This is a genomic window from Herbaspirillum sp. WKF16 (genome assembly GCF_028993615.1).
In the GTDB taxonomy this organism is placed as follows: domain Bacteria; phylum Pseudomonadota; class Gammaproteobacteria; order Burkholderiales; family Burkholderiaceae_D; genus Herbaspirillum.
The window spans coordinates 3,043,596-3,055,819 of the sequence record NZ_CP118632.1 but is presented as its reverse complement, the minus strand read 5'-3'; the positions used below and the strand labels follow the sequence as shown (position 1 = coordinate 3,055,819).

General features: G+C 64.8%; 11 protein-coding genes. 10 read left to right on the top strand and 1 reads right to left on the bottom strand.

Annotation, left to right across the window (positions count from 1 at the left end; all coding sequences use genetic code 11):
• Window positions 1-54 precede the first annotated feature (54 nt).
• The 8 genes from Herbaro_RS13845 to rlmD all read left to right on the top strand — a co-directional run bounded on the left by Herbaro_RS13845 (window position 55) and on the right by rlmD (window position 9,251).
• Window positions 55-261, top strand: coding sequence for a YdcH family protein (locus tag Herbaro_RS13845; protein WP_275010210.1), 207 nt, complete (start codon window positions 55-57; stop codon window positions 259-261).
• 269 nt (window positions 262-530) lie between these two features.
• Window positions 531-2,594, top strand: coding sequence for a DNA repair helicase YoaA (locus Herbaro_RS13840; RefSeq protein ID WP_275014018.1), 2,064 nt, complete (start codon window positions 531-533; stop codon window positions 2,592-2,594).
• 119 nt (window positions 2,595-2,713) lie between these two features.
• Entirely contained in the window at window positions 2,714-3,664 is a 951-nt protein-coding gene (locus Herbaro_RS13835; protein ID WP_275010209.1) for a flagellar brake protein, read from the top strand.
• Between the two features lie 96 nt (window positions 3,665-3,760).
• Window positions 3,761-4,498 carry a 5'/3'-nucleotidase SurE gene (gene surE / locus Herbaro_RS13830; protein ID WP_275010208.1) on the top strand — a complete coding sequence of 246 codons (738 nt, stop codon included), beginning with the start codon at window positions 3,761-3,763 and terminating at the stop codon, window positions 4,496-4,498.
• Window positions 4,495-5,463 carry a protein-L-isoaspartate(D-aspartate) O-methyltransferase gene (locus tag Herbaro_RS13825; protein WP_275010207.1) on the top strand — a complete coding sequence of 323 codons (969 nt, stop codon included), beginning with the start codon at window positions 4,495-4,497 and terminating at the stop codon, window positions 5,461-5,463. Before surE ends, Herbaro_RS13825 begins: the two co-directional genes overlap by 4 nt.
• A gap of 227 nt (window positions 5,464-5,690) precedes the next feature.
• Complete coding sequence (locus Herbaro_RS13820; RefSeq protein ID WP_275010206.1) at window positions 5,691-6,662, top strand: peptidoglycan DD-metalloendopeptidase family protein; 972 nt, start codon at window positions 5,691-5,693, stop codon at window positions 6,660-6,662.
• A gap of 27 nt (window positions 6,663-6,689) precedes the next feature.
• Window positions 6,690-7,709 (top strand): RNA polymerase sigma factor RpoS, encoded by a 1,020-nt coding sequence (gene rpoS / locus Herbaro_RS13815; protein WP_275010205.1) that lies wholly within the window; start codon window positions 6,690-6,692, stop codon window positions 7,707-7,709.
• 180 nt (window positions 7,710-7,889) lie between these two features.
• Window positions 7,890-9,251: a 23S rRNA (uracil(1939)-C(5))-methyltransferase RlmD gene (rlmD, locus tag Herbaro_RS13810; RefSeq protein ID WP_275010204.1), complete on the top strand. Its 1,362-nt coding sequence runs from the start codon at window positions 7,890-7,892 to the stop codon at window positions 9,249-9,251.
• A gap of 75 nt (window positions 9,252-9,326) precedes the next feature.
• Here rlmD and Herbaro_RS13805 read toward each other — a convergent pair whose 3' ends face one another.
• A complete protein-coding gene (locus Herbaro_RS13805) occupies window positions 9,327-10,019 on the bottom strand; it encodes a Bax inhibitor-1/YccA family protein (protein ID WP_275010203.1) in 693 nt (230 codons plus the stop codon).
• Between the two features lie 235 nt (window positions 10,020-10,254).
• Here Herbaro_RS13805 and ndk point away from each other — a divergent pair, with 235 nt between their 5' ends.
• Both ndk and rlmN read left to right on the top strand, forming a co-directional pair.
• Window positions 10,255-10,680 (top strand): nucleoside-diphosphate kinase, encoded by a 426-nt coding sequence (gene ndk, locus Herbaro_RS13800; protein WP_275010202.1) that lies wholly within the window; start codon window positions 10,255-10,257, stop codon window positions 10,678-10,680.
• A gap of 94 nt (window positions 10,681-10,774) precedes the next feature.
• Window positions 10,775-11,947, top strand: coding sequence for a dual-specificity RNA methyltransferase RlmN (rlmN, locus tag Herbaro_RS13795; protein ID WP_275010201.1), 1,173 nt, complete (start codon window positions 10,775-10,777; stop codon window positions 11,945-11,947).
• The last annotated feature ends 277 nt before the right edge of the window (window positions 11,948-12,224 follow it).

Here is a 12,224-nt window from a genome sequence, read left to right as displayed (position 1 = left end):
CAGCCACAGTCCGTCGCTTCAGGTCCGCAACCAGCCAGCAACGACCCATTCAACATGACCAGCACGCATCGCGAAGACATCCAGCGCCGCATCATCGAACTCGAGGTGGAGCACCGCGACCTCGACAACGTGATCGACATGCTCATACGCGATGCGCGCTCGGAAGACCTGCAGTTGCGCCGCCTGAAGAAGCGCAAGCTGCAATTGAAGGACCACATCTCGCTGCTGAAGATGCAGCTGGTGCCCGACATTCCCGCCTGATATTGCCTGCCTTGCCGTCCCGCGCCAGCGATTGCGTCATCAATTGGCGCATTGGCCCCAGGCCGCAGCGCCTGCATCCGCGAGTCCGCGTAAAATAGCGCCTTGTCCCGGTTATCCGGTTGCCCGGATGATTTGCCCTCTTCGGAACCGGCCGCGCCGCGGCGGTTCCGCCGTCCAGTTCCTATTCCTACAGGTTTGCCCCAGTGAGTGCCCCCGACGATACCGCCGTACCGGAAACACCAGGTATCCATGATGCCGAAATCGACGCCATGTTCGGCGCCGGCGGGCCGCTGGGCGGCGCCGTGGGCAGCTACCGGCCGCGCCATTCGCAGACCGCCATGGCCAAGGCCATCGCCTCGGCCATCGCCAACCAGGGCACCCTGATCGCCGAGGCCGGCACCGGCACCGGCAAGACTTTCGCCTATCTGGTGCCGGCCCTGCTGTGGGGCGGCAAGGTGATCGTCTCGACCGGCACCAAGACCCTGCAGGACCAACTCTACAACCGCGACATCCCGACCGTGCGTCGCGCGCTGCACGCGCCGGTGTCGGTGGCGCTGCTCAAGGGGCGCAGCAACTACGTCTGCCATTTCCACCTGGAGCGCACGCTGCAGAATGGCCGCCTGACTGCGCGCGAGGACGTCGGCTACCTGCGCGAGATCTCGCGCTTCGTGAAGACGACTTCTTCGGGCGACAAGGCCGAGCTGACCAAGGTGCCGGAAACCGCGCCGGTGTGGAACCTGGTGACCTCGACCCGCGACACCTGTTTCGGCTCCGAGTGCCAGTACTACCAGGACTGCTTCGTCATGAAGGCGCGCAAGGAGGCGCAGCAAGCCGACGTGGTGGTGGTGAACCATCACCTGTTCTTCGCCGACGTGGCGTTGAAGGACACCGGTATCGCCGAGCTGCTGCCGTCGGCCAATACGGTGATCTTCGACGAGGCGCACCAGCTGCCCGAGACCGCCACGCTGTTCTTCGGCGAGACCGTGTCCACCTCGCAGGTGCTGGAACTGTGCCGCGACGTGCTGGCAGAGGGCCTGTCTCATGCCCGCGACGGCGCCGACTGGCCGCGTGTGGTGGCGCCGGTGGAGCGCGCCGCGCGCGACCTGCGGCTGGCCTTTCCGGAAGACTCGGTGCGCCTGGCGCTGAACCAGATCGCCCCGTCCGCCGCCTTCTTCCCGGCGCTCGATACGCTCAAGGATTGCATGGACGACATGATCGCCGTGCTGGAGAAGCAGGCCGAGCGCGCCGAGAGTATCCAGCAATGCCGCGACCGCGCCAATGAGATCCTGCGCCAGCTGGAAACCTGGAACGCGCCGGAAGCACCCGCCGGGAAATCCGCGAAGCCGCCCGCCAAGGCGCTCGCGGCCGAGAAGGACGGGCAGGATCCGGCGCCGGAAGAAAAGCCTTTCTACGTGCTGTGGGTCGAGGCGTTCTCGTCCTCGCTGCAGCTGCACCGCACGCCGCTGTCGATCGCGCCCATCTTCAACAAGCAGCGCGAAGGCACGCCGCGCTCGTGGATTTTTACCTCGGCCACGTTGGCGGTGAAGCGCGACTTCAATCACTACGCGGCGCAGATGGGCTTGTGGAACGCGCCGGCGCATTCCTGGCCGAGCCCGTTCAACTACGCCGAACAGGGGCTGCTGTATGTGCCGCAGAACCTGCCGCAGCCCAATTCCTTCGAGTACACCGACGCCGTCATCGACGCCGCGTTGCCGACCATCGAGGCCGCCGGCGGGCGCTGCTTCTTCCTGTGCACCACGCTGCGCGCGGTCAACCGCGCCGCCGAGCGCCTGCGCGCGGAGTTCGAGGCGCGCGGCCTGGGCTTCCCGCTGTTCGTGCAGGGCGAGGCCGGACGCACCGAGTTGCTCGACCGCTTCCGCGCGGCCGGCAACGGCGTGCTGATCGGCAGCCAGAGTTTCTGGGAAGGCGTGGACGTGCGCGGCGACGCGCTGTCGCTGGTGATCATCGACAAGCTGCCGTTTTCGCCACCGGACGACCCGGTGCTGGCCGCGCGCATCTCCGAGATGGAGAAACAGGGCCTGAACGGCTTCGTGCATCACCAGCTGCCCTCGGCCATCATCAACCTCAAGCAGGGCGCGGGCCGCCTGATTCGCGACGAGGGCGACCGCGGCGTGCTGATGATCTGCGATCCGCGCATCATCACCAAGAACTACGGCCGCCGCATCTGGCAGAGCTTGCCGCCGTTCAAGCGCACCCGCGAGCTGTCGCTGGTGCAGGAGTTTTTCCGCGAGCAGGACGCGCGCCGCGAAGCTGCGGCAGCAGCTGCGGCGGCGCCCGCCCCCGCCGCGCAAGCTGAACCCGACCTGGCCTGACCGCGCGCGATCGGCTTCATGCAAATGCTGCGTGAAACCGGATTTTTGGTTAAGGTAGTGATTACTTCAATAACAATGGGATCGCGGCGCGCCTGCAGGGCCGCCGCGCGGGAAACGACATGTCCAGTTCGACTTCACTGGTGCCGGTACGGGCTTCCGAACTGATGCTGGGAAAGGCCGCGCCCTGGCCGATCTACAACGAGGCCGGCAAGCTGCTGCTGGCGCGCGGCACCATCATCGATACGCAGGATCAACTGGACGGGCTGGTGGAGAACGGCCTGTACCGCAACGCCAACTGGGTCAGCGAACCGGATACCGAATCGGTGCCCTTGCCCAAGGCGCGCGACGTGCTGCGCAAGAAGGCCGGCGGCGACCGCAAACCGCTCAAGCCTTCCGCCGCCGCCCGCGGCACGGAGAGCGTGATCACCATCGACGAGGTGCGCTGGCAGATCGGCGACACCCTGTGGCTGCAGTTCGCCGACGATGCCAATCAGCGCTACGCGGTCAGCCTGGTGGGCAGCCTGCCCAACCGCAGCATCCTGGTGACGGCTCCGGTGCGGGAGGGCAAGCAGCTGTTCGTGCGCGAAGGCCAGGCCTTTGTGGTGCGCGCGCTGGCCGGCAAGCGCGCCTACGCGTTCAGCGCGCAGCTCATCAAGTACCAGCAGACGCCGTTCATCTACATGCACCTGTCGATTCCTCGCGAAGTGCGCTGCACGGTGATCCGCCAGGATACGCGCGTGCCGGTCGGCGCCGAGGGTTTCCTCGCGCTGGGCGGCGCCAATCCCTTGCCGGCCAGCGTGATCGACCTGAGCCTGGGCGGCGCCTCGCTGGTGGCGCCGCCGCTGCCGGGCAGGATCGAGGCGCAGAAGGGCGCCACCGGCACCTTGCGTTTCGTGGCCTCCGTGGCCGACCAGCAGCTGAGCCTGGAGCTGCCGCTGGTGCTGCGCGCGGTGGAGTCCCTGGGGGACCCGAATTTCTTCAAGTACGGGGTGGAATTCGCCAGCCTGCCCACGCGCGACAAGCTGGTGCTGTCGGCCTACGTCTACCAGGAGTCCAGCGTACAGGAGTAGGCCGGGCAGCCGTGCCGGCAGCCTGCCGGCGGCGAGCTGCATTTTGTCTCCCGGATGGCCGATTGTTGGCCGCGGGCTTCGGTTAAAATGCAGCCCATGAAAATCCTGATCAGCAACGACGACGGCTACCTCGCGCCGGGCATCATCGCCCTGGCCGAGGCGCTCGCACCGATCGCCGACATCACCGTGGTCGCCCCGGACAGCAACCGCTCCGGCAGCTCCAATTCACTGACGCTGGATCGCCCGCTGTGGGTTGAGCAGGCCGCCAATGGATTCCACTACCTGAACGGCACGCCGTCCGATTGCGTTCACGTGGCGCTCACGGGGCTGATGAAGGAGCGTCCGGACCTGATCGTCTCGGGCATCAACCAGGGGCAGAACATGGGCGACGACACGCTGTATTCCGGCACCGTCGCGGCCGCTACCGAAGGCTTCCTGTTCGGCATTCCCTCGATCGCCTTCTCGCAGATGCACAAGGGCTGGGCCGAGCTGAAGTCGGCGGCGCGCATCGCCCGGGAAGTGGTCGAGCGCCAGTTCGATTCGCTGCCCAAGCCTTACCTGCTCAATGTCAACATTCCCAACCTCCCGTATGCCGAGCTCAAGGGCTGTGTCGCCACCCGCCTGGGCAAGCGCCACATGTCGGAGCCGGTGCACAAGCTGACCGACCCGCACGGCCGCGACCTGTACTGGATCGGCCCGGCCGGCGCGGCCAAGGATGGCGGGGAGGGCACCGATTTCCACGCCACCGCCAACGGCTATGTATCGATCACGCCGCTGCAGATCGACCTGACGCACAACGCGCAGCTGGACAACCTGAAGAAAGCGCTCGCATGAGCGACAAGCCGAGCCGCTTTCCGTTGAGCCTGTCCTCGGTGGTCGACAAGAAGGGCAAGAGCGCCGCGCCGGCCGGCGCACGGGCGCAGGCGACCACACAGACGGCGGCCAAGAATGCGGCGCAATCCTTGCAGCGCACCGCGTTGAAACCGGTGCAGCAAGGCTTGTCCCAGGCCCTGCGCGCGCAGCCTGCGGCGTTGCCTGCCGCCGGCCGGGCGCCATTGCCGCAGCAACCGCTCTTGAGCGCCGCGCCGGCGCCGAAGAGCGCGGTGAAGAATGTGATGGCGGTGACCCAGACCAACAGCTCCAGCCATGCCTCGCCGCTGGCGTCGGAAGCCGTGCGCCGCGCCATGGTGGCGCGCGTGGCCAAGCAAGGCGTGGCCGACGCCAAGGTGCTGGCGGCGCTGGAGGCGGTGCCGCGCCACATGTTCGTCGAGCCGGGGCTGGGCAGCCAGGCCTACATCGACGCTTCGTTGCCGATCGGCCACCACCAGACCATTTCCCAGCCCTACATCGTGGCGCGGATGATAGAAATCATGCGCCAGAACAACAAGGGCGGCGTCCTGAACCGGGTGCTGGAGATCGGCACCGGCTGCGGCTACCAGGCGGCGGTGCTGTCGCGGGTGGCGGGCGAGGTGTATTCGATCGAACGCATCAGGCCGCTGCATGAACTGGCCAAGACCAACCTGCGTCCGCTGCGGGTCGCAAACATCCGCTTGCATTACGGAGATGGTATGCTTGGCTTGCCTCAGGTGGCGCCGTTCGACGGCATCATTCTGGCGGCCGCCGGAATGGAGGTGCCGCAGGCGCTGCTGGAGCAACTGGCCGTGGGTGGCCGGCTGGTCGCGCCGGTCGGCGGGCGCCAGCAGGTGCTCGAGCTGATCGAACGCGTCAGCCAGCGTGAATGGCGCCGTACGACGATGGAGCAGTGCCATTTCGTGCCGTTGCGGCCGGGAACGGTGTAAGGCCGGGGACGTCTTCCGGCTCGTTATAGGTATAGGTCGGAATCGCGCAGGTATCAAGAACGGCGGCGAATTGTCGAAACCTGAAGCAGGCGGCAAGCACAACAGCAAAGGCCGCCGCCGCATGGCGATGGCGCAATGACAGACCGGCAAGGGCGCCGGGTTTCCCTGATGAACTTCTCACGCTGGCTGCGGGTCAACTAGCGTTGTACAAAATTTAATGTAAGAGCATGAAGAAAATTCGTTTGGCTGTGTTGGGGAGCGTAGTCGGTATCCTGGCTGCTTGCAGCTCGACACCAAATCAGCAGGCGCCGGTCGTGGAGCGCACCTCCAGCGGCGGCAAGGCGGCTGATGTGGCGGCGGCCGCTCCAGCGGCGGCGCCTGCGCCGTCGGGGCGCGGCTACTACACGGTCAAGAAAGGCGACACCCTGTACCGCATCGCGCTGGAGGTGGGGCAGAGCTACCGCGATATCGTGGCCTGGAACAACCTGACCAACCCCAACGACATCAAGGTCGACCAAGTGCTGCGCGTGGCGCCGCCGGGGGCGGTCACCGCGCCGCAAACCGCCGCCGTGGCTGCGGCGCCGGCTTCGGGCATCGAGGTCAAGTCGCTGGGCGCGCCGGGTGCGGCAGCGCCGGCCGCTGCGGCTGCCGGCTCTAACAAGACCGGTCCGCGCGGCGACAAGCGCGCCTATTCCGACAGCGCGCTGGCGGAGCTGGAGAAGCCCGATGTGGCGTCCGCCCCGGCAGCTGCGCAGGCGCCGGCCAAGGCCGACGTGGCGCATCCGGCCGAGAAGCCGGCAGCCAGCGCGGCCGCAGCCGCCCCGGGCGACGATGAAGGCGTGTCCTGGATGTGGCCGGCCGAAGGCAAGGTCGTGGGCACCTTCGACGGCGGCAAGAAGGGATTGGACATCTCCGGCAAGTCGGGCCAACCTGTGATGGCGGCCGGCGCCGGCAAGGTGATGTATGCGGGCAGCGGCATCCGCGGCTACGGCAACCTGGTGATCATCAAGCACACCAACAACCTGCTGTCGGCCTATGCGCACAACAAGACCATCCTGGTGAAGGAAGGGCAGAGCGTCACCAAGGGGCAGAAGATCGCCGAAATGGGCAATTCCGACAGTGACAGCGTCAAGCTGCACTTCGAAATCCGTCAGCAAGGCAAGCCTGTCGATCCTTCCAAATACTTGCCGCCACGCTAGAAATGAAATAACTCATAACATGCCCTTATGACAAGCAATCGCCACGATCACTTGCCGGACCAGGACCCTCGCCATGAGGATGCCGACGATCCCATTGATGAGATCGATGAACCGGAAGTGATCGATGGCGATCCGGATGCCGCCGAGCAGCAGGAGCCTGCGGCGGCGGAAACGGGTGTGGACGAGATCAAGAAGGCGCTCGCCGCCGAGCTCTCCACCGACACCACCCAGCACTACCTCAACAAGATCGGCGCCAAGCCGCTTCTGACCGCGGCCGAGGAGCTGCACTTCGCGACGCTTGCCAAGCAGGGCGAGTTCGACGCGCGGCAGAAGATGATCGAGCACAACCTGCGGCTGGTGGTCTCGATCGCCAAGCATTACATCAATCGCGGGGTCGCGCTGCTGGACCTGATCGAAGAGGGTAACCTCGGCCTGATGCGCGCCATCGACAAGTTCGAACCCGAGCGCGGCTTCCGCTTCTCCACTTACGCCACCTGGTGGATACGCCAGAGCATCGAGCGCGCCATCATGAACCAGGCGCGCACGGTGCGCCTGCCGGTGCACATGGTGCGCGAACTGAACCAGATCCTGCGCGCCAAGTACCACCTGGAGGCGCAGCAGCGCGACGGCCGCGACGCCACTGCCGAAGACATCGCGCATCTGGTGGAGCGCCCGGTGGAAGAGGTGCAGGACGTGCTGGCGCTGTCCGAGCACGCGGCCTCGCTGGATACCCCGCTGGACAACGATCCCCAGGCCAGCCTGATGGATCTGTTGCCCAGCGCCGTGGAAGAGCACCCCGATACCCGCGCCGAAAGCCACGAGATGGCGATCCTGATCCGCGAATGGTTGAAGAGCCTGTCCGAAAAACAACGGGTGGTGGTGGCGCGCCGGTTCGGTCTCGACAACGACGACCCCTCCACCCTGGAGCAGTTGGCCAGCGAAATGGGCATCACCCGCGAGCGCGTGCGCCAGGTCCAGCAGGAGGCGCTGGTCAAGCTCAAGCGCTTGCTGACCTCGCGCGGCGTGGGGCGCGACGCGCTGTTCTGAGTCGGGCCGGCGACGACTGCCGTTACGGCGTGGCCTCCCTGATTTTCCGTTTGCGTTGCGCGGATGCGCAACGCGCTTCCCTCCGGCTGCCGGATCGCGGACAATACCGCCTTTCTTTCGTTCTTCGGCAGCGGACAGGCGGTGCATCACGCGCCGCAGTCCCACCCTGCGGTTTCCCTCATGCAACAAGACAACATCATCGAAATCAAGTCGCTCGACATGGACGGCCGCGGCGTCGGCCACCTCGACAACGAGGACGGTTCGCCGGGCAAGGTCATCTTCGTCGAGGGCGCGCTGCCGGGCGAGCGCGTCAGTTTCCAGTCCTACCGCAAGAAGCCCAAATGGGAAGCGGGCGTGATGACGGCGCTGCATCGCGAGTCCTCGTTGCGCATCAAGCCGCGCTGCCCGCATTTCGGCGTCTGCGGCGGCTGCGCCATGCAGCACCTGGAGCCTTCGGCCCAGGTGGCGATGAAGCAGCGGGTGCTGGAAGACAACCTGTGGCACCTCGGCAAGACCCGCGCCGAAACCATGCTGCGCCCGATCTACGGACCGACCTGGGGCTATCGCTATCGCGCCCGCATCTCGGTGCGTTACGTGGCCAAGAAGGGCGGAGTGCTGGTGGGCTTCCACGAAAAGCGCTCGACCTTCATCGCCGATATGAAGACCTGCGAGATCCTGCCGCCGAAGGTCTCCGCCATGCTGGTGCCGCTGCGCGAGCTGGTGGCCGGGCTGTCGATCCGCGACCGCATGCCGCAAATCGAGCTGGCCGTGGGCGAGGGCGATGACGGCGCCAAGATCACGGTGCTGGTGCTGCGCATCATGGGGGCGCTGACCCCGGCCGACGAAATCATCCTCAAGGCCTTCGCCGACCAGCACCAGATCGAATGGTGGTTGCAGACCAAGGGTCCGGACACCGCCGCGCCTTACTATCCGGCGCAGTCGAGGCTGCAATACACGCTGCCGGAATTCGGCATCCGCATGCCGTTCAAGCCGACCGACTTCACCCAGGTCAACCACCAGATCAACCGCGTGCTGGTGGCGCGCGCGCTGCGCCTGCTCGACGTGCAGCCGCAGGATCGCGTCGCCGACCTGTTCTGCGGCCTGGGCAACTTCACGCTGCCGCTGGCCACGCAGGCGCGCGAGGTGGTGGGCATCGAGGGCAGCACCGCGCTGACCGAGCGCGCGCTGGAGAATGCCAGGGTCAACGGCGTGGACGGCAAGACCTCCTTCTATTGCCGCAACCTGTTCGAAGCCAAGCCCGAGGATTTCGTCGCGCTCGGCAAGTTCGACCGTATGCTGATCGATCCGCCGCGCGAGGGCGCAATGGAGGTGTGCAAGGCCCTGGTGGAGTTGCCGCCGGAACAGCAGCATTTGAAGCCCCGGCGCATCGTCTACGTCTCGTGCAATCCGGCAACCCTGGCGCGCGATGCCGGCGTGCTGGTGCACCTGGGCGGCTATGTGCTCAAGCATGCGGGCGTGGTCAACATGTTCCCGCATACCGCGCACGTCGAGTCGATCGCCGTATTCGACCTGCCTGAATAAGGCCTTGTCGCGCAGGAAATGAAAAAGCCGGCTTGCGCCGGCTTTTTTGTTGCTGCGGTGAAAGTGCCCGTCGCGTCAGTCGCGGTTGCCGCCGACGATGCCCAGGATGGACAGCAGGTTCACGAAGACGTTGTAGACGTCCAGGTAGATCGACAGGGTGGCGGAGATGTAGTTGGTCTCGCCGCCGTTGATCACCTGCTGCACGTCGAACAGGATGTAGGCCGAGAAGATGGCGATGGCCACCACCGAGATCGCCAGTTGCAGCGCCGGCAGGTGCAGGAAGATGTTAGCCAGCGACGCCACCAGGATCACCAGCACGCCGGCGAACAGCCATTTGCCCAGGCCCGAGAAGTCGCGCTTGGAGACGGTCGCGACGGTTGCCATGCCGGTGAAGATGATCGCAGTGCCGCCGAAGGCCGTCATGATCAGGCCGGCGCCGTTGGAGAAGCCCAGCGTGAACTCGATCAGGCGCGACAGCATCAGGCCCATGAAGAAGGTGAAGCCCAGCAGCACGGCCACGCCGAGGCCGGAATTCTTGGTTTTTTCGATCGCGTAGAAGAAGCCGAAGGCGATCGCCAGGAACAGCACGAAGCCGATCATCGGGCTGCCCGCGAACAGGCTGAAGTGCAGTTGCACGCCCAGCCAGGCGCCCAGCACGGTCGGGATCATCGACAGCGCCAGCAGCCAGTAGGTGTTGCGCAGCACGCGGTTGCGAGCGGCCGTGCCCACGTTCGAGTGGCCGAAAGTCGTGTCCAGATGTTGATTCATTTGTCCTCCGATTGCGTTGAAATGCGAGTGACAGCATAGCACGGCAGGCACTTGTTCAGACAGCTCGCCGGTCGTTCAAGTTCGAGGCTGGGAGGCAATATGAGTGATATCGATGCCAAAGCCTGTCCGTACGCCTCGAATTGCCATGTAATTTGATGGTTTCATGCTAAAATACAAGGTTCATTGAATTATCATTTATTGGCTTTAAGCCATTATTTTTATTGGAGTTTTTCTCATGGCAATTGAACGCACCCTGTCGATTATCAAACCGGACGCCGTCGCAAAGAACGTGATCGGCCAGATCTACACCCGTTTTGAAAACGCCGGCCTGAAGATCATCGCTTCGCGCATGACCCAACTGTCGCGCGCCGAAGCCGAAGGCTTCTACGCCGTGCACCGCGAGCGTCCTTTCTTCAAGGACCTGGTGGACTTCATGGTGTCCGGCCCGGTCGTGATCCAAGTGCTGGAAGGCGAAGGCGCGATCCTGAAGAACCGCGACCTGATGGGCGCCACCGATCCGAAGAAGGCAGAGAAGGGCACCATCCGCGCCGACTTCGCCGATTCCATCGACGCCAACGCCGTGCACGGTTCGGACGCCGCTGAAACTGCGAACGTCGAAATCGCCTACTTCTTCCCGGCGCTGAACGTCTATTCGCGTTAATCTGTATTTGTTTTTATCGGTTTTCAGGATGGGGCGCGAACCGGTGCGGCAATTCCTGCCGCGCCTTTGTTCTCCGGCCTGATCCGACAGTGTCATGACTACAGCTCTCACCAATCTGCTGGATATGGATCCCGCGCAACTCGTCGCTTACTGCGGCGAGTTGGGTGAGAAGCCGTTTCGCGCAAAACAATTGCAGCGTTGGATACACCAGTTCGGCGTCGCTGATTTCGATCAGATGACCGACCTGGCCAAATCGCTGCGCGACAAGCTGAGAACCCGCGCCGAAGTGCGTGCGCCGGCCATCATCAGCGACCACACCTCCACCGACGGCACACGCAAGTGGCTGGTCGACGTGGGCCAGGGCAACGCGGTCGAAACCGTGTTCATTCCTGAAGAAAACCGCGGCACGCTTTGCATCTCCTCGCAGGCGGGCTGCGCCGTCAATTGCCGCTTCTGTTCGACCGGCAAGCAAGGCTTCAACCGCAATCTCACCGTGGCCGAAATCATCGGCCAGCTGTGGATGGCGGAATTCGAATTGCGCAAGACCAAGGGCATCGAGCCCGGCCCAAAGGGTGAGCGCCAGATCACCAACGTGGTGATGATGGGCATGGGTGAGCCGCTGCTGAACTTCGAGCCGACCGTCACGGCCCTGCGCCTGATGCTGGACGACAACGCCTACGGCCTGTCGCGCCGCCGCGTGACGCTTTCCACCAGCGGCGTGGTGCCGATGATCGACAAACTGTCGCAGGAATGCCCGGTGGCGCTGGCGGTGTCGCTGCATGCCTCCAACGACGCGCTGCGCGATTCGCTCATTCCCCTGAACCGCAAGCATCCGCTGCGCGAACTGATGGCCGCTTGCCAGCGCTATCTCGAATTCGCGCCGCGCGACTTCGTGACCTTTGAATACTGCATGCTCGACGGCGTCAACGACAGCGATCAGAACGCGCGCGAGCTGGTCGAGCTGGTGACGCGGGGCGATACCGCCATTCCCTGCAAGTTCAACCTGATCCCGTTCAACCCCTTCCCCGAATCGGGTTTGAAGCGCTCGCACAATCCGCGCATCAAGGCGTTCGCGCAGATCCTGATGGATGCCGGCATCGTCACCACCATCCGCAAGACGCGCGGCGACGATATCGACGCCGCCTGCGGCCAGCTGGCCGGCGAGGTGAAGGATCGTACGCGCGTGCAGGAGCGCATGCAGAAGATGGCCGAATACCAAAACAAGTTCGGCAAGGATTTCGGCCGCATCGTGGAGATCTCCGGGTGACGGCAAGCTGTTCGTTCGCTTTTGCCGGCCGTGCCGCGCCTGTCCTCGCCGCAAGCGCGGCGATCCCGGCGGCTCCGCTCAAGGAAGTATCTGGAAGGACCCCGGCGGCATGCGTCTCGGCCATCGCCGGGCGTCCTTTTTGTGTTTTTGTTGAGGGTTGTGCAGTCGCCGGGGATGTCCTGCGGCGGCTGTTGAAGTTGTCGAATTTCCCGGGCGCGCGCAACGAGCCGCGCCGGGACGCTCCAGAAGAATCCGGCGCAGTCCGGTTTGAAAAAAA